Consider the following 19,186-nt stretch of genomic DNA (forward strand, 5'->3'; position numbering starts at 1 on the left):
CGCATGACCGATCGATCCCCGGAACAGGTGCCGTCGTCCGTCGAAGGTGACGGCCTGCGCCCGCAGCTGGCCGAGCTGGTCGCACTGCGGCGCCTGGCCCAGCGCCCGCCACCGCCGCGCCGCGGACGCACCGGCAACGCCGGCCAGGCGCCATCGCCGCTGCGCGGACGTGGCATGGAATACGCCGAGTCGCGCGAGTACGTGGCCGGTGACGACGCGCGTCACATCGACTGGCGGGTGACCGCGCGTACTGGCCGCGCCCACACCAAGCTGTTCCAGGCCGAGCGCGAGCGGGTCAGCCTGATCGTGGCCGACACCTCGCCTGCGCTGTACTTCGGTACCCGCGTGCGTTTCAAGTCGGTGCAGGCCGCCCGCGCCGGTGCCGTCGCGGCGTGGTCGGCGCAGCGCCGTGGCGACCGCGTGGGTGCGCTGCGCGGCAGCGATCGCGAAGCGCCGATCGCCCCCGCAGGCGGGCCACGCGGCGTGCTGCGCGTGCTCGATGCGCTCAGCCGCTGGTATGCACAGCCGCCGTCGGACGATCTGGGCCTGGAGCGCGCGCTGGACCATGCCGCCCGCGTGCTGCGCCCGGGGGCCCGCATGTTGGTGCTGGCCGACCCGCAGCAGGCCATCCGCATTGCGCCGGCGCGCTGGAGCGCGCTGGCCCAGCATCACGATCTCAGCCTGGTGCTGCTGGTCGATCCGTTGGAACTGCAACCGCCCTCGGCGGCGCTGCAGTTCCAGACCGCACAGCAGCGCGTCGGCCTCGATCTGCGTCGCAGCGAGGTGCAGGCGCACTGGCAGGCGCATTTCGTTGAGCCGCTGCAGGAACTGCGCCGCCAGCTCGGCGCGCGCCGGGTCGACGTGCAGGTGCTGTCCACCGATGCGCCCAGCGACGCTTGGCTTGCGCCGTCACCGACCGAGGTACCGGCATGAGTGCCAGCCTGCCGCTGCGTGATGTGCAGCTGCCACCGGCGCCTTCCTGGTGGCCGCCCGCCCCCGGTTACCTGATGATCGGCGCGGCGGTCGTGCTGGTGCTGCTGGTGATCGCCGTGCTGGTGTGGCGGCGTCGCCGCCGTCGCCAGCGCTGGCTGCAGCTGTTCGACCAGGAACTGGCCACCGCCCCGGATGCCACCGCCGAACTGGCGGCGATCGCAGGACTGCTGCGCCGTGCCGCCCGCCATGCTCGGCCGGGCAGCGAATCGCTGCGCGATGACGCCTGGTGGCAACGCCTGGATCCGCAGCGCACGTTGCCTGAAGACCGCCGCAGCCTGTTGGCTGAAGGCGCTTATCGTCCGCGGGTCGACAGCAACGACGTGGCGGCCGTACGCAGCTGGGCGCGCGAGCGCTATTTGGCGATGCTGCTGGAGCGCCGCCGATGAACCTGTGGGTGAGCTACTGGCCATGGCCGGACCTGCAGCTGGCGTGGCCGCTGGCGCTGTTGGCGCTGCCGTTGCCGCTGCTGATGCGCGGGTGGAGGCGTCGTGCAGCGCCGGGCGCCGCACTGCGCGTGCCCTATGCCGCCGCCGAGCTGGAAGCGCTGTCGGCGGGTGGCCGCGTCGACGTGTCGTGGTTGCGCACACTGCTGCTGTGGCTGGGGTGGTGCGCACTGTGCATCGCGCTGGCACGACCGCAACAGCTCGGCGAAGCCATCACGCCCCCGCAGCAGGGGCGACAGATGATGCTGGCGATGGACGTGTCCGGCAGCATGGGCGAGGGCGACATGGTGCTGGGCGGCCAGGCGGTCGATCGTCTTACCGCAGCCAAAGCGGTGCTTGCCGACTTCCTTGATCGTCGCGCGGGTGACCGCGTCGGCCTTCTGATCTTCGGTGATCGCGCGTACACGCTCACGCCGCTTACTGCCGACCTGGCCAGCGTGCGTGACCAGCTGCGCGACAGCGTGGTCGGCCTGGCCGGGCGCGAGACCGCCATCGGCGATGCCATCGGCCTTGCGGTCAAGCGCCTGCGCAGCCAGCCGGAGGGGCAGCGCGTGCTGATCCTGTTGACCGATGGTGTCAGCAATGCCGGTGTGCTGGAGCCGCTGCGCGCGGCGGAAGTCGCGCGCGCCGAGGGCGTGCGCATCCACACGGTCGCGTTTGGCGGCGATGGCAGCATGCGTCTGTTCGGCATTCCCATTTCCACCGACCAGGATCCGGTCGACGAGGCCACCCTGAAGAAGATCGCCAGCATGACCGGCGGCCAGTTCTTCCGCGCGCGTGACACCGCGCAGCTGGCCGGGATCTACGCAGAGCTCGATCGCTTGGAGCCGGTCGCCGCGAAGGGGCCGAGCCTGCGCCCGCGCGAAGAACGCTATGCCTGGCCGTTGGGGCTGGCGTTGCTGCTGGGCGCACTGGCCTGGCTGTGGCCGGAGCGTCGCCGATGATCGCGTTTGCTTCGAATCTCCCCGACTGGAACGTGCTGCACTTCCTGCGGCCCGAGTGGCTATGGGCGCTGCTGGCGCTGCCGCTGATCCTCGCGCTGGCGCTGTACCGGCAACGGCGCAGTGATGCGTGGCGGCAGGCCGTGGACGCGCACCTGTTGCCACATCTGCTGGCCGCGGGTGCCAAGCGTCGAGTGCGCCTGCCCTGGGCGCTGCTGCTGGGCTGGACACTGGCATCGCTTGCGATGGCCGGGCCGAGCTGGCGGCAGCAGGCGCAGCCGATGTTCCAGGCCAGTGCGCCGCTGCTGGTGGTGCTGGACCTGTCCAGCCGGATCAGCGCAACCGATCTTCCGCCGTCGCGCCTGCTGCAGGCGCGGGCGAAACTGGGCGAGCTGCTGCGCGCGCGCCAGGGCGGACAGGTGGGGCTGGTGGTGTACGCCGATGATGCCTACACCGTGGCCCCGCTCACCGACGACGGCAGCAACGTCGCGCTGTATCTGGATGCGTTGTCACCGGACGTGATGCCACGCGATGGCCAGCGTGCCGACCGTGGCATCGACTGGGCAACACGGTTGATGCGGCAGATCGGCGCGTTGCAGGGGCAGATTCTGCTGGTCAGCGATCAGGCGGATGGTGAAGCTGCACTGGCCGCGGCGCAGGCGCGCAGCCTGGGCCTGCAGGTGTCGGTGCTGGGCCTGGGTACGCCGGCTGGTGCGGCCTACCGCGATGGCAGCGGGCAGATCCGCCAGGCGTCCCTGGACGAGGCCAGCCTGCGTGCGGTGGCCACCGCAGGTGGCGGCCGCTATGCACGCATCTCTGCCGATGACAGCGACCTGCGCGCGCTCGGCGTGCTTGACGCGCGCGACGGCACGGCGGCGCAGCGGCCGGGCGAAGGCAAACAGTGGCTTGACGAGGGCTTCTGGCTGCTGCCGCCGGTGATGCTGCTGGCATTGCTGGCCTTCCGTCGTCGCGCGGTGCTGGCCGCGGTGCTCGCGGTCGGCCTGCTGCCGTGGATGAATGGCGCACAGGCGCAGGTGCCTGCGACGCACGCTTCGCCGGCCGCGCAGGGCACGCTGTGGAAGCGTAGCGACCAGGTGCAGCATCAGCGCCTGGCCGAGGGGGTTCAGGCGTACCGCAAGGGCGACTTCGCCACGGCACGCAGGCAATTCGAAGGCATCGACAGCGATGCCGGGTGGTACAACCTGGCCAACACGCTGGCACGCGAAGGCAACTACGACGAAGCGATCGCCGCCTACGACCGCGCACTGGCGCTGCATCCGGGCATGGCCGATGCAGTGGCCAACCGCGCCGTGGTCGATGCTGCACGCAAGCGCAGGCAATCCGGTGGCGGCCAGGGCCAGGATCAGCAGACGCCGCCGCAGAAACAACAGGACCGTTCCCAGGGCAAGCAGAATCCGCAGGGACAGCAGCCGCAGCAGGGGCAGAAGGACCCGGGGCAGGGCCAGCCACAGCCAGGGCAGCAGGGCCAGCCCGGGCAGGAGTCTGACAAGGCGCAGTCGAGCCCGCAGCTCGGCCAGCGGGGCCGCGATGGCCAGCAGGCACCGCCGCAGGTGGAAGATGCCAAGGCACAGGCGCAGGCCGATGAACAGCAGCGCCAGCGCATGCAGCAGGCGATGCAGCAGGCACGCGAGGGTGAGGCCGGCAAGGACGGCAAACCGGTACCGGGCAGTGAGGGCCGCACGCCACGCCAGCGCGAGGAGCAACAGGCGGTGGAAGCGTGGATGCGGCGCGTGCCGGATGACCCGGGCGCCCTGCTGCGGGCCAAGTTCCAGCTGGAAAACGAACGCAGGAAGAGGGAAGGGCGATGACGCGGTCGACGAACATGCACCGGCGCTGGCCGAGGTCGCTGTTGGCAGTGCTGCTGCTGTGGCTGCCGCTGCTGGCGTGGGCGCAGCCGCGTGCCTGGCTCGACCGCGACCGTATCGCAATGGGTGACACGGTCACCCTCAATGTCGAGAGCGACCAGGGTGCGCCTGACTTCACCCCGTTGCGCACCGACTTCGACTTGAGCGGGCAGACCAGCAGCCGCCAGGTGGAGTGGAGCAATGGCAGCATGCAGCAGCGCAACCTGTATGGCGTGGCACTGACGCCACGGCGCAGCGGTGCGCTGGTGGTGCCGGGCCTGCAGGTGGGGAGCACGCGGACTGCGCCGTTGACCCTGCAGGTGGATGCGGCTGCCGTGGCCGGTCCGGACAGCAATGCGATGGCCTTCATCGAAACCGTGGTCGACGACCCGACGCCGTACGTGCAGCAGAGCGTGGGTGTCGTGGTACGGCTGTATTTCGCCTCGCAGCTGGCCTCCGGCGAGCTGGTGCTGGACACCCCGGCGGGCGCGTCATTGCAGCGCGTGGGCGATGACCGCACCGATGTGCGCCAGGTCAATGGCCGCCGCTACAACGTGGTCGAACGGCGTTTCCTGCTGATCCCCGAGCGCAGTGGCGCCTTGCGGCTGGCCGGTGCGCGCTTCAGTGGGCGCAGCGCCGGTGGCTTCTTCGATGACTTCTTCGGCGGCGGCGACGGGCGCATGAATGCTACCGGCGCCGACCGCACCCTGCAGGTGCAGGCCCAGCCGGCACAGGCGCCGCAGCCGTGGCTGCCGCTGCAGAGCCTGCAGCTGCGCTACACCAGTGCGCCGACCCAGGCCCGCACCGGCGAAGCGGCCAACGTGGTCGTCGAGGCGGTGGCCGAAGGCGCGACCCGTGCACAGTTCACCGACCTGCCGGTGCCCGATGTCGGCAACGCCGCGCAGGTGTTCGCGGAACCCGCGCAGTACGAAGAGACGTTCAACGGCAGTACGCCGCGGCTGAAGATCACCCGCCGCTATTCGATCGTGCCGCGCCAGCCGGGATCGCTGGTGGTACCGGGGCCGCGCCTGCCGTGGTGGGATGTGCGCGCGGGGAAGGCACAGGAAGCGACGTTGCCGGACCTGACGCTGGCCGTTGCGGCCGGCAATGGCGGTGGCAGCGCTTCACCCGCACCGCTGCCGCCGATCGACACCGATGCCGCGCTGCCCGGTAGCGATGGACAGGACGCGCGTATCGCGGCAACCGATCCACGCGCCAGTGGCCTGACCGAGCGTCCGTGGCCATGGATGGCGGCGGCCATCGGCCTGGCGCTGCTGTGGCTGCTGACCCTGTTGTGGGGCTGGCAGCGAGGTCGCCGCCCGCGTTCCGCAGCACCGGCAGCCGGCACGCCCGCTGCGCCGGCCGTGGCGACCGGACGTGCCGGCGTGGCCGAACTGCGCCGCGCGCTGGATGGCGAAGATTTCCACGAGGTGGAAGCACGGTTGTGCGCAATGGCCGGGGTCGAGCGCATCGAACAGGTCATCGCGCGGCTGGATGACCCGGTGCAACGCCAGGTGCTGCAGGATCTGCAGCAGGCGCGCTGGGGCCGGCAGGGCGATCCGGGTGCGCTGCGGGCCCGCCTGCGCGGCGCCTTCCGTGACGGACCGCACTGGTCGGCGGCGGCGGGTGCCGCCGACACTGGCCTGGCGCCGCTGTATCCGCCGCGGCGAACCTGAACCGGCGCCGCTTGCGCGCTTTGTTAGAGTGCATTCATTTTTCGAGGAAACCCGCGTATGACAGCAGCTGCTGCCGACAAGAAGAAGTTGCCCCTGCATTGGAAGATGGGCATCGGCTTTGCGATCGGCCTGGTCCTGGGACTGACCGTGCATGCCCTGGGCGGCAGCGTCGGGGGTCTGCAGGCCGGTGCCAAGTGGGTCATGGACTACGTCACCACCCCGGCGTCGGGCCTGTTCCTCAACCTGATCTTCATGCTGATCGTGCCGCTGATCTTCTCGGCGCTGATCATGGGCGTGTCGGAGATGGGCGACATCCGCGCCCTCGGCCGCATCGGCTGGAAGACCCTGGCCTACACCGTGCTGCTGTCGGGCATCGCGGTCGGCATCGGCCTGGTGCTGGTCAACGTGCTCAAGCCGGGCGCGGGCGTGGATCCGCAGACCGCAGCACTGATGCTGTCGGAGAACGCCGAGCGCAGCAAGGAAATCGTCGCCGGCATCCATGGCACGCCGAAGGGCATGGACATGCTGCTGTCGATCGTGCCGAGCAACGTGCTGCAGGCCGCTTCGGACAACGGCGCGATCCTGTCGCTGATGTTCTTCGCGCTGATGTTCGGCATCGGCATGGTGCTGACCGATGATGAGAAGGTCGCACCGCTGCGCCGCGCCATCGAAGGCGTGTTCGAGATTTCGATGACCCTGATCAACCTGGTCATCCGCCTGGCCCCGTACGCCGTGGCCTGCTTCATGTTCAACCTGGCCGCGCTGTTCGGCTTCGAGTTGATCATCCGCCTGGGTGCGTATGTGGGCGTGGTGGTGCTGGCGCTGGGCCTGCACATGATCGTGACCTACGGTACTGCGGTGTGGCTGTCGGGCCGCTCGCCGCTGTCGTTCTTCCGCGATACCCAGGAAGCGACGGTGATGGCGTTCTCCACCGCCTCCAGCAATGCCACCCTGCCCACCGCGCTTCGCGTGGCCGACCAGATGGGCCTGCCGCAGCGCGTATCGCGCTTCGTGCTGACCGTGGGCGCCACCGCCAACCAGAACGGCACCGCACTGTTCGAGGGCGTGACGGTGATCTTCCTGGCCCAGTTCTTCGGCGTGGACCTGAGCATCGGCCAGCAGTTCATGGTGATGGCGGTCTGCATCCTCGGCGGCATCGGCACCGCCGGCGTTCCGTCGGGTTCGCTGCCGGTGGTGGCGATGATCTGCGCGATGGTCGGCGTGAACCCGCTGGGCATCGGCCTGATCCTGGGCGTGAATCACTTCCTGGACATGTGCCGTACCGCGCTGAACGTGACCGGCGACCTGGCCCTGACCACGCTGGTGGCCAAGGGCGAGTCCCACGATGGCCCGGCCCTGGCACCGCACCAGGACTGAGTCCAACGCCCCGCCCCCGTACTCCGGGGGCGGGTAGTGCCGGCCGCTGGCCGGGTACGCGTCATCGCATGCGCGCTGCCGCTCCCACGTTTCGCGATGCGAATCGTGGGCCCCCTTATCGGCCTCCACACCCCCGCGCCTTTGGCGCAGCCCCCGGACTCCGGGGGCGGGTAGTGCCGGCCGCTGGCCGGCAACTTCATGATCTTCATCGAATTCTGCGCAACTGCCGGCCAGCGGCCGGCACGACCGGGCAAGGTGAACTGACCCCCGCCCGGTGACTATGGGACAATAGGCCGCCCGCACGTCCGCGGCCGCCTCCCGATTCCGACAGAACCATGACGCAGCCTACCCGTCGCCAGTTGGCCAACGCCATCCGCTTCCTTGCCGCCGATGCGGTTGAAACCGCAAAGTCCGGCCACCCCGGCATGCCCATGGGCATGGCCGACATCGCCGAAGTCCTCTGGAACGACTACCTCCGCCATAACCCGAGCAACCCGCACTGGTTCAACCGCGACCGTTTCGTGCTGTCCAACGGCCACGGTTCGATGCTGCAGTACGCACTGCTGCACCTGAGCGGTTATGACCTGCCGATCGAGCAGCTGAAACTGTTCCGCCAGCTGGGCAGCCACACCGCCGGCCACCCGGAGCGTCATGAGACCCCGGGCGTGGAAACCACCACCGGTCCGCTGGGCCAGGGTTTCGCCAATGCCGTGGGCTTCGCCCTGGCCGAGAAGCTGCTGGCTCAGCGCTTCAACCGCCCGGAGCTGGAAGTGGTCGACCACCGCACCTGGGTGTTCATGGGCGATGGCTGCCTGATGGAAGGCGTGTCGCACGAAGCCGCGTCGCTGGCCGGTACCTGGGGCCTGCACAAGCTGGTCTGCTTCTGGGACAACAACCACATCTCCATCGACGGCAACGTCGAGGGCTGGTTCACCGACAATACCCCGGAGCGTTTCGAGGCCTATGGCTGGAACGTGGTCCGCGACGTCGATGGCCACGACCCGGAGAGCATCAAGGCCGGCATCGAGGCCGCGCTGTCGCAGAGCGACAAGCCGACCCTGATCTGCTGCCGCACCACCATCGGGTTTGGTTCGCCGAACAAGGCGGGCAAGGAATCCAGCCACGGCGCACCGCTGGGCAAGGACGAGCTGGAAGCCACCCGCAAGCAGCTGGGCTGGGAATACGGCCCGTTCGAGATCCCGCAGGCGATCTACGACGGCTGGCGTGCCAACGGCGCCGGCACCCTGCGCCAGGCCGAGTGGGAGCAGCTGTTCGACAAGTACGCCAGCCAGTATCCGGCGGAAGCGGCCGAGCTGACCCGTCGCTCGCACGGCGAACTGCCGGCCGACTTCGTTGGCAAGGCCGATGCCTACATCGCCCAGGTGGCCGCTGAAGGCCCGACGATCGCTTCGCGCAAGGCCTCGCAGCTGGCCATCGAAGCCTTCGCCCCGCTGCTGCCGGAAATCGTCGGCGGCTCGGCCGACCTGGCGCACTCCAACCTGACCCTCTGGAAGGGCAGCAAATCGGTTGCCAGCGACGACGCCAACGCCAACTACGTGTATTACGGCGTGCGCGAGTTCGGCATGACCGCCATCGCCAACGGCCTGGCCCTGCACGGTGGCTTCATTCCGTTCGACGCCACCTTCCTGGTGTTCAGCGACTACGCCCGCAACGGCGTGCGCATGAGCGCGCTGATCCCGGCCCACGCCATCCACGTCTACACCCACGACTCGATCGGCCTGGGCGAAGACGGCCCGACCCACCAGCCGGTGGAGCACCTGGCCTCGCTGCGCTACATCCCGAACAACGACGTGTGGCGTCCGTGCGATGCGGTCGAGTCGGCGGTGAGCTGGAAGGCCGCGATCACCCGCCAGGATGGCCCGAGCTGCCTGGTGTTCAGCCGCCAGAACCTGCCGCACCAGCCGCGCAGCGCCGAGCAGATCAAGCAGATCGAGCGCGGCGGCTACGTGCTGGCTGATGCCGCCGGTACCCCGGACGTGATCCTGATCGCCACCGGTTCGGAAGTCTCGCTGGCCACCGAAGCCAAGGCCCAGCTGGATGCGGCCGGTATCAAGACCCGCGTGGTCTCGATGCCGTCTACCGATGTGTTCCTGCGCCAGGATGCGGCCTACCGTGAAGCGGTGCTGCCGAATGCAGTGCGCAAGCGCGTGGCGGTGGAAGCCGGCGTCACCGGTTTCTGGCGCCAGTTCGTCGGCCTGGACGGTGCGGTGATCGGTATCGACACCTTCGGTGCCTCGGCTCCGGCAGACCAGCTGTACAAGCACTTCGGCATCACCACCGCCCACGTGGTGGAAGCGGCCAAGTCGCTGTAAGCCGCTTCGCGGTGCAATGAAGGAAAGGCCGGCGCACGCCGGCCTTTCCCGTTCTCCAGACCAAAAAAAGGGGACGGAGGGGATCAAGTCGTATGTGCACACACGACTTGATCCCCTCCGTCCCCTTTTCCTCTGCTCGGCCCGTTCCGCCCGGCGGTGCTGCTGTCGCGTTGGCCTCTTCATCTGATCTGCGTTCTCTGCGAAAAGGAGGGCCGGCCGAGGCACCCCTCAGAAGTAGTCATGGACAAGACGCGCGGCGCAGAAAACCACGGTGGATTTGCGGGGTGTAAGGTGATGCCTTACACTGTCGTCGCATGATCGTCAGCTTCAGGCATAAGGGCCTGAAGGCGCTCTATGAGCGGGGCGACATTTCCGGAGTCCGTGCCGATCATGTGGCTCGATTGCGGCGTTTGCTTCTGCAGCTGGATCAGGCCCGTCTGCCTGGGGACATGGGGCTGCCCGGAAATCGCCTGCACCCCCTGCGCGGGAGCTATAGCGGCTACTGGGCGGTAAGTGTCTCGGCGAGTTGGCGATTGGTGTTCCGCTTTCGTGGGCTCGACGTCGAACTGGTCGATTACCTTGATTACCACTAGGAGTCTGCTCGATGCCGTTGCATGATCCGCCGCATCCCGGGGAATCGCTGCGCGAAGATGTCCTGCCGGCGATCAGTATGTCGATCAGTGCGCTGGCACAGCATCTCGACTATTCGCGCGGCCAGCTGTCGACGATCATCAACGGGCACGCCGGCATTTCCGCAGAACTCGCATTCCGCCTTGAGCTTGCAGGTCTGGGCAATGCTCGCATGTGGCTCGCGATGCAGGCGGCATACGATCTGTGGCAGGTCGAGCATCGAGCGCATCCACCGATTGCCCGCCTGTATCTGGAGGATTCAGTGAGGAGCGGACAGTAGCTCCACGTCATGCGTGGATGAAAAAAGGGGGACGGAGGGGATTAAGTCGCATGTGCACATACGACTTAATCCCCTCCGTCCCCTTTTTTCAGGCAGTGCGCGCCAGTGCCAGGCGCAGCAGTCGCGCGTCCAGGCGTTCGGCGAAATCCTTCGGCGCCTGCAGGCCCATGCGCTGCAGGTACACCGCATCGCCGTCGCCTGCCGGTTGGCGCAGCGCTGCCCAGACGGTACGCAGCTTGCCGGCGCGGGTCTGCGTATTGGCCTTCAGCCAGGCCAGCGCCTTCACCAGCACCTGCTCGATCTCGTTGAAATCGCTGCCCAGCGGATAGTCGGGCAGGCTGCCATCGGCGCGGAACGGGGCCAACGCCGCTGCCAGCGCCTGCGGCGTGTTGCGCTGCTGGCGCGCCGGGTCCGGTTGCGCGGCCGCCAGCAGCTTGCGCGAGGCCTGCGCCTGCTGCAGCAGCTCATCCTGGAACGGCGCCTCGGTGATCGCGGTCATTGCGTGCACGCAGTCCTCGTCGGTCAGCCCGCGCAGGTCGGCGATGCCGTATTCGTTGAGGTAGATGTCGCGCAGGTGGCGCGGGATGGTGGTGTGCCCGTAGTTCCAGCGCACGTTGGATGCGCGCTGGCCCTTGTCATCGCGCGCGGCGCGGAACATCAGCACGCTGCGCGCTTCCGGCAGCGCATGTGCCATCGCCACGAAGTTGTACTGGCCGCCCACACCGGATACCACGCGTCCATCGTCCAGCGCGTCCGACACCGCCGCGCCCAGCGCGGTGGCCATCATGCAGGAGTTGAAGAAGCGCGCATGGCGGCGCTGCAGGCGTTCCAGCGTCTCGTTGCCACCGTACAGCTGGTTGATCTCGCTGATGCGGCGCATGCCGATCGCGCGGCATTCGTCTTCCGGCAGCGTGCGCAGCCACTCGTAGAATTCCGGCGAGCCCAGGTAGAACGCGCCGTGCAGGTACTCACCCTCGGCGGCCAGGGTGGCGTGGTCGATCGACAACGTGCTGCCGTTCTCGATGCGCTGCATCAGCGCCAGGTCGTCGTGCACCTTGCGCTTGATCACCCCGGTCTGCACCAGCCGCCGGAAGCCTTCGTTGAGCATCTCGCTGCAGCCGTACAGGCCCACCTCGAACGGATCCAGCCCGCCGATTTCCTGCACCAGCGGGTGGCTGGCCAGCTGCGGATCCAGCGCGTGCAGCACGCGGCGGTAGCGCGCGTTGTCGGTGTGGCGCAGCACCAGTGCATGGCTGAGTGCATCGGCCAGCGTGCCGATGCCGATCTGCAGAGTGCCGCCGTCGCGCACCAGCGTGCTGGCGTACAGGCCAATGGCGTAGTCGGCATCGCCGACTGGCTGCCGCGGTAGCCCGAACAGCGCCGGATACGGCGGCGGCGGGGTGATCACCAGATCGAAGAACGACACATCGACCGTGGCCGAGCCGCCCAGGTAGGGCAGTTGCGGATCGATCTCGGCGACCAGCAATGGGCGCGGCAGGCCACGCGCGGCCATCGCATCCAACGTGTCCTGGGTGATGTCGTTGTTGCACGAAAGCGAAAGCCGGCGGTCGTTCGGGCGCATCGCCACCTTCTGCACGATCACCTGCGGTGCGCGCTGCGCGACCGCGTCGGCGGCGTGGGTGTAGTTCAGACTGGTATAGCTGGATTGTGCCTGCCGCGACCCGAGCAGGGCACCGGACTGCATGTAGAACTCTTCCACCTGCACATGGGCTGGCAGCGCGTCACGCGCGATCGCATCGGCATAGGCCAGGCGCGGGAAATCATCGCCGAAATGGCGCTGCGCGAACGGCGCCAGGAAGCGCGCCTCCAGGCCGTTGCCCCGCGCCTTCGGCGGGTTCAGCGACAGCGCGGTATACAGCTGCAGCGGCCGCGAAGGATCATGTTCGACGCGTGCGTAGAGGGCATTGAGCAGCCGATGCGGCTTGCCCAGTGCCAGCGGTGCCCCGATCCGCAGCGGCCCGTCCACGCGCGCAAACAACCAATCGACGGCGGCGTCCAGGTCGGTGAGGTGTTCGGTCATGCGCGGCGGTCCTGCGTGTGGGGGAGTCGGGCATTACAGCATGTCGGGCTTGAACCGCCGTCGACGCGAGACTTCCGCGCCGGACACCATGAACTGCCCATCGCCGCGGTAATGCACCGTGCGCGGCAGTTTCGGCCGGGGCGCAACATGGGCGCGCACGATTTCCCAGACAAACAGATTGCTCGACGCCACCTGGCTGTCGTCGTACAACCGGCATTCGAAGCACGAATGGCATTGGCCAACCAGCGGCGCGCCGACCTCGCGCGCGGGCAGCGCATCGAGCTCGAAACGGGCGAACTTGTCGACCTCGCGGCCGCTGCAGTTGCCGATATCCACCACGGTATCGAGCAGTTCCACCCCGGGCACGTTGATCACGCACTCGCCGCTGCCACGCGCCAGCGCATGACTGTGGTTGGCGTCCCACAGGTAGGTGGCGACCAGCGAAGGCGAGAAGCCCATCACCATGTGCCAGCCCATCGTCATCAGGTTGCGCTGGCCGCGCCAAGCGGTACTGACCAGCACGATCGGGCCGGGTTCGAGGAAGCGGCGGGCCTGCTCGACCGGGAAATCCTTCTTGGGCAGCGCTTTCATCCGGGGCCCTGGGCGGGAGGGATCGATGCTGGCGCAGCCGGGATGAACCTGGAGTCGAGGGGCTTGACAGGTGGTTCGATTACGCGCGTAATCGGATCATCGATTACGGATGTAAACCATGACCCCGATCAGCGAAGCCGAAGCCGTTGTGATGGAGGTGCTGTGGCAGCAGGCACCGCGTAGTGCCGACGAAGTGGTCGCCGCGCTGGCCCACCGCGATTGGGCCGAGCCGACCATCAAGACCCTGCTCAACCGCCTGCTGACCAAGGGCGCGATCGCCGCCGAGCGCGATGGCCGGCGCTACCTGTACCGGCCGCTGCTGCAGCGCCAGGCGTGGGTGGAGGCGCAGAGCCAGGACTTCATCGGCCGTGTCTTCGAAGGGCGCGTGGCGCCGCTGGTGGCGCACTTCAGCGAGCGCGGCCAGCTGAGCGCACAGGACATCGCCGAACTGAAGAAGCTGATCCAGGAGCTGGACCATGACTGAGCTGCTCGACGGACTGTGGCAGGCCAGCCTGTGGCTGGCAGTGGGCGTAGCCCTGCTGGCGCTGATGCGGCCATTGCTGGTGCGATTGGGCGGCGCTGGGCTGGCCTACCGCAGCTGGTGGCTGCTGCCGCTGCTGCTGGTGGCCCTGCTGCTGCCGTTGCCGCGGGCTGCGTTGTTGCAGCAGGTACCCACGCTGCCGCTGAAAGTAATGCCCGGTGCCATCGATGCCCTGAACGGGCCGTCGTTGCCATGGGCCGGGCTGCTGCTGGCGCTATGGGCACTGGGCATGGGCCTCTGCCTGCTGCGCGACCTGCGCGCGCAGCGTCGTTTCCAACGGCGGATGGGCTCACTGAAGCCGCGCGCCGATGGCAGCTGGCAGGCCAGTGGTGACCCAGGCCTGCCAGCGCTGGTTGGCCTGTGGCGGCCGCGCATCGTGGTGGGCCCGGACTTCGATCAGCAGTTCAGCGCACAGGAGAAGGGGCTGATCCTGCAGCACGAGCGCAGCCACCGTCGCAATGGTGATCACTGGGCCAACGGCGCGTTGCTGCTGGCGCGAGCGGTGTTCTGGTTTCACCCGCTGCTGCCATGGGCCGCACGCCGCTTCCTGCGCGACCAGGAGCTGGCCTGTGATGCCCGCACCATCGCCCCGCAGCCTGCGCTGCGCGGCCTCTACGCCAGCACGCTGCTGAAGGCGCAGCTGGTTCACCCGGTTGCGCCAGCGGTCTGCCATTGGCGCAGCCAACCCGTGTTGAAGGAGCGTATCGCCATGTTGAAGCAGTCCAAGCGGAAGGCACTGCCGTGGGTGTCCGGTCAGGTGCTGGTGGTCGGGTTGTGCGTGGGAATGGGAGCGGTGGCGTGGGCCAGCCAGGGCAGTGCGGTAGGAAGCCCAAGGATCGGTGTCGAGCCGTTCGAGCACGCGGAAGCGGATGCGGCCAAGGCGGGGCTGGACCGTCCGATCCAGATCGACAGGATGCCACCGCCGTCCTATCCGAAATCCGCGTTCGAGCAGCGCCAGGTCGGCGTGGTGAACCTGCGCGTGGAGGTGGATGCGCAGGGGCGTCCCAGCGATGTCCGCGTGCTCAGTGCCACCAATCCGGGCGTGTTCGATGCGGTGTCGATCGCTGCGGCACGCAGCTGGACCTATCGGCCGGCGATGAAGAATGGCAAGCCGGTAGCCGCTGCCGTACGCATTCCGATCACCTATGCCATGGACGATACCGAGGAAACCCAGTGAAGTCCGCGCCGCTGATCGTGGCGGCAGCGTTGCTGGCGGGGTGTGCGAGCCAGGACCGCCTGACCACCGTCGATACGCGCAGTGAGAATGTCGGCCACCAACGCCTGCAGCCGCAGGCGGGCGGCGGCAGTGAGCAGCTGCAGGTGTATGCGCTGGGTGCGACCGAAGGCTACCGGATGCCGCAGCTGTACGCGGCACCGGACCCGGAGGTCGGCGATCGTGACCCGCGCGCGGAACTGGCGCCGACCACCGTCTGCCTGCAGGTGGTGGTGGATGCGGAGGGCAGCGTTGAGCGCAGCATCCCGCTGACCGACCGCAGCGGATGCGGTGCGGGCGAGGCACCAGACAATGCCCCCTTGCTGCAGGCCGCGCAGGAGGCTGTGGCGATGTGGAAGTACTCGCCCGCTGCGGTCTGCCACTTCGCGGCGGGCAGGGTGCCTGCCGATCGCGGTGACTGCCGCAGCGCCGAGCGCGTCGAACCGGTGGCGGTCACCCTGCAGTACGCCTTCACCTTCGAGATCGTGAAGGGCCGCCACGTGGTGCGCACGCAGGGGAAATGATCGTTTGCGATGAAAGTAGCGCCGGACCATGCCCGGCGTGCAAAGCAATGGCGATCAGGCCCCGCCCTGGATGTTGGCCTTTACTGCGGGCTGCATCAGCGCTGGCTCGTCCAGCGTGGCATCGCGGGCCTGGCGCACGCTGACGAACTCCGCCTCGGCCACGCCCTCGTGCACGTGGATGTTGTGCGCGCGCTGTTCGCCGATGGTGGTTTCATTGGCGAACCCGCGGCCACCCGGACCGTAGTCGTGGCAGACGAACACGCGGGTGGCGTCGGGCAGTGCGAGCAGGCGCTGGATCGAACGGTACAGCTGCGCGGCGTCGCCGCCGGGGAAATCGCAGCGGGCGGTGCCGCCATCGGGCATGAACAGCGAGTCGCCGGTGAACAGCGCATCGCCGATCAGGTAGGCGATGCTGTCGCTGGTATGGCCGGGTACGGCGATCACCTGGCAGCGCTGTTCGCCCATAGCGAAGATTTCGCCATCGCTGAACAGGTGATCGAAGATTTCATCTGCCGCAGGAAGCTGCAGGCCGTAGCGCGGCGCAAAGGTGGCCTGCACCGCGCGGATGCCTTCGCCGATGGCCAGCGTGGCCTGCGGGAAACGTTGCTTCAGGCGGCGCCCGGCCGACACATGGTCGGCATGGGCATGGGTCTCCAGCAGCCAGCGCAGCTGCAGGCCGTGCTGTTCGATGGCCTGCAACGCGGCATGCAGCGGCGCTTCACTGCTGGCGTCGGTATCCGGGTCGTAGTCCAGCACCGGGTCGATCAGCGCTGCCTCGCCACTGGCCGGGTCGCTGACCAGATAGCTGAAGGTGTTGCTGTCACGGTGGAAGAACGACTGCACCTGGACCGACATCGGAATGCTCCTCAGCGCGTGCCGAGCACGCGGTTCAGCAACTGCGCCAGGTTCTCACCGGCCAGTCGCAGCTGCGCTTCGGCCAGCGGCCGGTAGCGCTCGGTGTATTCGTCACCGATTTTACGCGTGGCCGGATAAACGCCAGCTTGCATGGAGATGCGGCAGCTGGCCTCGGCCCACGTCTGCGGGTCGCGCTGCGGGTTGGACTGCCGCGCCAGCTTCGGCGCGCGCTGGCTCTGCAGCAGCGGCAGGTAACCGGCATCGTCCAGCTTGCGGGTGTTGAGCATGCCGCTGTCCCACAGCGAGTGCAGGTTGGTACCGCGGTTGCCGAACTGCAGCTGGAAATCGTTACCGCCCTTGTCGTGGGCATAACCGGCGTGCATCGGCTGGTGGATGTCGCCGACCAGGTGCACGACGAACTTCAGTGCCTGCAGGCGCTCGCCGTCGGTCAGGCTGCGGTCGCCGAGGATGGCGCTCTGCGCCTTGAGGGCTTCGACGATGCAGTTGCCGTTCTTGCAGTGTTTCGGTGCTTCGTAGTGGCAGTCGTCTTCGGCGATGTTGACGTAGTGCCAGCCCGCCGAGCGACGGCCCAGGCCCGGGTCCTTGGCGCGCAGCTGGTCGGCCCAGGGCGCGATGCTGGCCAGGGTGGCGTCCGGTTCGGTGGCCAGCAGGCGGTCCACTTCGGCGCGGGCGGCGGGGTTGAGGCGGGCGTCGGCGACTTCGGCAACCAGGCGGTGGCCTTGCGCGCCCCAGGCGTGGGCAGGGGCGGCGACGGACAGCAGGGCCGGCGCCAGGGCGGCGGCGAGGAACAGGGAGTGCAGGGCTTTCATGCGCCCATTCTAGCGGGGTAGGTGGATTGAAGAGCGGCGCGTTCCTGTTCCGAAGTGGGAGCGCAGCGGAAGGGGCGGCGCTCCCCGCCTCGCCCCAGCACCGGAAATGCTTCCGTCCCAGGAACAAAAAAGCCCCGGCAATCACCGGGGCAACATGCTGCGAGGGTTTTGCGTGTGGCGGGGGAGCGGGGGCGAAGCCCCCGCGTTCAACACTCCGCTTAGAACTTGAAGACGTACGAAGCGCCGTAGACCAGCGGATCGATGTTGACCGTGCCGATCTTCTCGCCGTTCAACTTCACCTTGCTGTCGATGTCGATCCAGCGCATGTCCACGCGCAGGGCACCCTTCTCGCCGATCGCGAAGTCCACGCCGGCGTGTGCCGCCAGGCCCCACGAATCCTGCAGCTTCAGCTTGCTGCCGGCCAGCGCGCCAGTGGTGTCTTCGCTGAAGAAGGTGGTGTAGTTCACGCCCGCACCGATGAACGGCGACACCTTGCCCTTGCTGTTGAAGTGGTACTGCAGGGTCACCACCGGCGGCAGCTGCTTGGTGCTGCCGACGCGGCCCAGGCCGTTGATGTTGATGTCGTGCTTGAACGGCAGTGCGGCCAGCACTTCGATGCCCAGGTTGTCAGCGATGAAGTACTCGCCGGTGATGGTCGGCTTGACGTCGTTGTCGACGTCGACCTTCAGGGTGCCGCCGGCCAGCCAGCCGTTGTTCGACTTCGGTGCCACCTGGTGCACGCCGGCCGAAACGGTCCAGTCGCCCTTGGACTGGGCCATGGCCGGGGCGGCGGCGAGGGACAGGGCGGCGGCCAGGCTGGCCACGATCAGGGGGGAGGTCTTGCGCATGGGGGTGTTCTCGTTGCTGGGTGGATGGCGACAGTCTCGGCCTCACGCCGCGCTAACGCTTTGATCCGGATCAAATCCTGTCCGTGGGCCGGCCGGCGGTCCCGGCTGGCCCACGGTGGCCAGCGGCGGTTTGCTAGACTTGTGGGCCCTACCCATCCCGCCGCACCTGTCGCGGCCGCAGGAGCTTGAGAAATGGCAATCAAGGTTGGTATCAACGGTTTCGGTCGCATCGGGCGTAACGTCCTGCGCTCGGCGGTGCTGAACTTCGGCGACGACATCGAAATCGTGGCCATCAACGATCTGCTGGAGCCGGACTACCTGGCGTACATGCTCAAGTACGACTCCGTGCACGGCCGCTTCAAGGCCGACGTGGCGGTGCAGGGCAACGACCTGCTGGTCAACGGCAAGAAGATCCGCCTGACCCAGGAACGCGACCCGGCCAACCTGAAGTGGGATGAAGTCGGCGCCGACGTGGTGCTGGAAGCCACCGGCCTGTTCCTGACCAAGGAAACCGCGCAGAAGCACATCGATGCCGGCGCCAAGAAGGTCATCATGTCCGCCCCGTCGAAGGACGACACGCCGATGTTCGTGTTCGGCGTGAACGACAAGACCTACGCCGGCCAGGCGATCATCTCCAACGCGTCGTGCACTACCAACTGCCTGGCCCCGCTGGCCAAGGTCATCAACGACAAGTGGGGCATCAAGCGTGGCCTGATGACCACCGTGCATGCGGCCACTGCCACCCAGAAGACCGTTGACGGCCCGTCCAACAAGGACTGGCGCGGCGGCCGTGGCATCCTGGAGAACATCATTCCCTCGTCCACCGGTGCGGCCAAGGCCGTCGGTGTGGTCATCCCGGAACTGAACAAGAAGCTGACCGGCATGAGCTTCCGCGTGCCGACCTCGGACGTGTCGGTGGTCGACCTGACCGTCGAGCTGGAAAAGGAAGCCACCTACGCCGAGATCTGCGCCGAAGTGAAGGCACAGAGCGAAGGCCCGCTGAAGGGCATCCTGGGCTACACCGAAGACAAGGTCGTGGCTACCGATTTCCGCGGCGAAACCTGCACCTCGGTGTTCGACGCCGACGCCGGCATCGCTCTGGACGGCACCTTCGTCAAGCTGGTGACCTGGTACGACAACGAGTGGGGCTACTCCAACAAGTGCCTGGAGATGGCCAAGGTCATCGCCGCCAAGTAAGGCTGGCG

General features: G+C 67.9%; 18 protein-coding genes. 13 read left to right on the forward strand and 5 right to left on the reverse strand.

Features of this window, described 5'->3' with window-relative positions; translation table 11 throughout:
- Positions 1–3 precede the first annotated feature (3 nt).
- From BLS66_RS18065 to BLS66_RS18105, 9 genes are all read left to right on the forward strand, one after another.
- Complete coding sequence (locus tag BLS66_RS18065) at positions 4–933, forward strand: DUF58 domain-containing protein (RefSeq protein ID WP_049465694.1); 930 nt, start codon at positions 4–6, stop codon at positions 931–933.
- Positions 930–1,379: a DUF4381 family protein gene (locus tag BLS66_RS18070; RefSeq protein ID WP_053506009.1), complete on the forward strand. Its 450-nt coding sequence runs from the start codon at positions 930–932 to the stop codon at positions 1,377–1,379. Before BLS66_RS18065 ends, BLS66_RS18070 begins: the two co-directional genes overlap by 4 nt.
- Positions 1,376–2,380, forward strand: a complete 1,005-nt coding sequence (locus BLS66_RS18075) for a vWA domain-containing protein (protein ID WP_074726471.1) — start codon at positions 1,376–1,378, stop codon at positions 2,378–2,380. Before BLS66_RS18070 ends, BLS66_RS18075 begins: the two co-directional genes overlap by 4 nt.
- Positions 2,377–4,206, forward strand: coding sequence for a VWA domain-containing protein (locus BLS66_RS18080; protein WP_074726472.1), 1,830 nt, complete (start codon positions 2,377–2,379; stop codon positions 4,204–4,206). Before BLS66_RS18075 ends, BLS66_RS18080 begins: the two co-directional genes overlap by 4 nt.
- A complete protein-coding gene (locus BLS66_RS18085) occupies positions 4,203–5,918 on the forward strand; it encodes a BatD family protein (protein ID WP_074726473.1) in 1,716 nt (571 codons plus the stop codon). Before BLS66_RS18080 ends, BLS66_RS18085 begins: the two co-directional genes overlap by 4 nt.
- Before the next feature lie 57 nt (positions 5,919–5,975).
- A complete protein-coding gene (locus BLS66_RS18090; protein WP_064239101.1) occupies positions 5,976–7,295 on the forward strand; it encodes a dicarboxylate/amino acid:cation symporter in 1,320 nt (439 codons plus the stop codon).
- A gap of 335 nt (positions 7,296–7,630) precedes the next feature.
- The gene (gene tkt, locus BLS66_RS18095) at positions 7,631–9,628 is read left to right on the forward strand and encodes a transketolase (RefSeq protein ID WP_049469278.1); all 1,998 of its coding nucleotides are present in this window, start codon (positions 7,631–7,633) and stop codon (positions 9,626–9,628) included.
- 314 nt (positions 9,629–9,942) lie between these two features.
- Positions 9,943–10,221: a type II toxin-antitoxin system RelE/ParE family toxin gene (locus BLS66_RS18100; protein ID WP_032962148.1), complete on the forward strand. Its 279-nt coding sequence runs from the start codon at positions 9,943–9,945 to the stop codon at positions 10,219–10,221.
- A gap of 11 nt (positions 10,222–10,232) precedes the next feature.
- Entirely contained in the window at positions 10,233–10,538 is a 306-nt protein-coding gene (locus BLS66_RS18105) for a HigA family addiction module antitoxin (protein ID WP_074726474.1), read from the forward strand.
- Positions 10,539–10,626: 88 nt separating this feature from the next.
- Here BLS66_RS18105 and BLS66_RS18110 read toward each other — a convergent pair whose 3' ends face one another.
- Complete coding sequence (locus BLS66_RS18110) at positions 10,627–12,579, reverse strand: acetyl-CoA hydrolase/transferase C-terminal domain-containing protein (protein ID WP_074726475.1); 1,953 nt, start codon at positions 12,577–12,579, stop codon at positions 10,627–10,629.
- 33 nt (positions 12,580–12,612) lie between these two features.
- Positions 12,613–13,170 (reverse strand): flavin reductase family protein, encoded by a 558-nt coding sequence (locus BLS66_RS18115; RefSeq protein WP_053461268.1) that lies wholly within the window; start codon positions 13,168–13,170, stop codon positions 12,613–12,615.
- Positions 13,171–13,288: 118 nt separating this feature from the next.
- On the opposite strand from BLS66_RS18115, the gene BLS66_RS18120 reads away from it, so the two are divergent.
- Genes BLS66_RS18120 through BLS66_RS18130 form a run of 3 tightly spaced genes read left to right on the forward strand, consistent with a single transcriptional unit; the run spans position 13,289 to position 15,448 of the window.
- Complete coding sequence (locus BLS66_RS18120) at positions 13,289–13,654, forward strand: BlaI/MecI/CopY family transcriptional regulator (RefSeq protein ID WP_012481135.1); 366 nt, start codon at positions 13,289–13,291, stop codon at positions 13,652–13,654.
- Positions 13,647–14,888: a M56 family metallopeptidase gene (locus BLS66_RS18125; RefSeq protein ID WP_074726476.1), complete on the forward strand. Its 1,242-nt coding sequence runs from the start codon at positions 13,647–13,649 to the stop codon at positions 14,886–14,888. Before BLS66_RS18120 ends, BLS66_RS18125 begins: the two co-directional genes overlap by 8 nt.
- Positions 14,885–15,448: a hypothetical protein gene (locus BLS66_RS18130; protein ID WP_074726477.1), complete on the forward strand. Its 564-nt coding sequence runs from the start codon at positions 14,885–14,887 to the stop codon at positions 15,446–15,448. The genes BLS66_RS18125 and BLS66_RS18130 overlap by 4 nt, the downstream gene beginning before the upstream one ends.
- 54 nt (positions 15,449–15,502) lie before the next feature.
- Here BLS66_RS18130 and BLS66_RS18135 read toward each other — a convergent pair whose 3' ends face one another.
- The 3 genes from BLS66_RS18135 to BLS66_RS18145 all read right to left on the reverse strand — a co-directional run bounded on the left by BLS66_RS18135 (position 15,503) and on the right by BLS66_RS18145 (position 17,981).
- Positions 15,503–16,303 carry an MBL fold metallo-hydrolase gene (locus tag BLS66_RS18135; RefSeq protein WP_074726478.1) on the reverse strand — a complete coding sequence of 267 codons (801 nt, stop codon included), beginning with the start codon at positions 16,301–16,303 and terminating at the stop codon, positions 15,503–15,505.
- An 11-nt stretch (positions 16,304–16,314) separates the two neighbouring features.
- Entirely contained in the window at positions 16,315–17,133 is an 819-nt protein-coding gene (locus tag BLS66_RS18140; protein ID WP_074726479.1) for a S1/P1 nuclease, read from the reverse strand.
- A 218-nt stretch (positions 17,134–17,351) separates the two neighbouring features.
- A complete protein-coding gene (locus tag BLS66_RS18145; RefSeq protein ID WP_049465611.1) occupies positions 17,352–17,981 on the reverse strand; it encodes an OmpW/AlkL family protein in 630 nt (209 codons plus the stop codon).
- 192 nt (positions 17,982–18,173) lie between these two features.
- Between BLS66_RS18145 and gap the strand changes: the two genes are divergently transcribed.
- The gene (gap, locus tag BLS66_RS18150) at positions 18,174–19,178 is read left to right on the forward strand and encodes a type I glyceraldehyde-3-phosphate dehydrogenase (protein ID WP_049465610.1); all 1,005 of its coding nucleotides are present in this window, start codon (positions 18,174–18,176) and stop codon (positions 19,176–19,178) included.
- Positions 19,179–19,186 lie beyond the last annotated feature (8 nt).

The organism is Stenotrophomonas pavanii (assembly GCF_900101175.1).
In the GTDB taxonomy this organism is placed as follows: domain Bacteria; phylum Pseudomonadota; class Gammaproteobacteria; order Xanthomonadales; family Xanthomonadaceae; genus Stenotrophomonas; species Stenotrophomonas pavanii.

What these genes read in the sequence shown, in the direction of transcription:
- BLS66_RS18120 (WP_012481135.1), top strand. Translation starts at nt 13,289, where the DNA reads ATGACCCCGATCAGCGAAGCCGAAGCCGTTGTGATGGAGGTGCTGTGG.
- BLS66_RS18110 (WP_074726475.1), bottom strand. Translation starts at nt 12,579, where the DNA reads ATGACCGAACACCTCACCGACCTGGACGCCGCCGTCGATTGGTTGTTT.
- BLS66_RS18065 (WP_049465694.1), top strand. Translation starts at nt 4, where the DNA reads ATGACCGATCGATCCCCGGAACAGGTGCCGTCGTCCGTCGAAGGTGAC.
- BLS66_RS18115 (WP_053461268.1), bottom strand. Translation starts at nt 13,170, where the DNA reads ATGAAAGCGCTGCCCAAGAAGGATTTCCCGGTCGAGCAGGCCCGCCGC.
- BLS66_RS18080 (WP_074726472.1), top strand. Translation starts at nt 2,377, where the DNA reads ATGATCGCGTTTGCTTCGAATCTCCCCGACTGGAACGTGCTGCACTTC.
- BLS66_RS18140 (WP_074726479.1), bottom strand. Translation starts at nt 17,133, where the DNA reads ATGAAAGCCCTGCACTCCCTGTTCCTCGCCGCCGCCCTGGCGCCGGCC.
- BLS66_RS18145 (WP_049465611.1), bottom strand. Translation starts at nt 17,981, where the DNA reads ATGCGCAAGACCTCCCCCCTGATCGTGGCCAGCCTGGCCGCCGCCCTG.
- BLS66_RS18070 (WP_053506009.1), top strand. Translation starts at nt 930, where the DNA reads ATGAGTGCCAGCCTGCCGCTGCGTGATGTGCAGCTGCCACCGGCGCCT.
- BLS66_RS18075 (WP_074726471.1), top strand. Translation starts at nt 1,376, where the DNA reads ATGAACCTGTGGGTGAGCTACTGGCCATGGCCGGACCTGCAGCTGGCG.
- BLS66_RS18105 (WP_074726474.1), top strand. Translation starts at nt 10,233, where the DNA reads ATGCCGTTGCATGATCCGCCGCATCCCGGGGAATCGCTGCGCGAAGAT.
- BLS66_RS18135 (WP_074726478.1), bottom strand. Translation starts at nt 16,303, where the DNA reads ATGTCGGTCCAGGTGCAGTCGTTCTTCCACCGTGACAGCAACACCTTC.
- BLS66_RS18090 (WP_064239101.1), top strand. Translation starts at nt 5,976, where the DNA reads ATGACAGCAGCTGCTGCCGACAAGAAGAAGTTGCCCCTGCATTGGAAG.
- gap (WP_049465610.1), top strand. Translation starts at nt 18,174, where the DNA reads ATGGCAATCAAGGTTGGTATCAACGGTTTCGGTCGCATCGGGCGTAAC.
- BLS66_RS18100 (WP_032962148.1), top strand. Translation starts at nt 9,943, where the DNA reads ATGATCGTCAGCTTCAGGCATAAGGGCCTGAAGGCGCTCTATGAGCGG.
- BLS66_RS18085 (WP_074726473.1), top strand. Translation starts at nt 4,203, where the DNA reads ATGACGCGGTCGACGAACATGCACCGGCGCTGGCCGAGGTCGCTGTTG.
- BLS66_RS18125 (WP_074726476.1), top strand. Translation starts at nt 13,647, where the DNA reads ATGACTGAGCTGCTCGACGGACTGTGGCAGGCCAGCCTGTGGCTGGCA.
- tkt (WP_049469278.1), top strand. Translation starts at nt 7,631, where the DNA reads ATGACGCAGCCTACCCGTCGCCAGTTGGCCAACGCCATCCGCTTCCTT.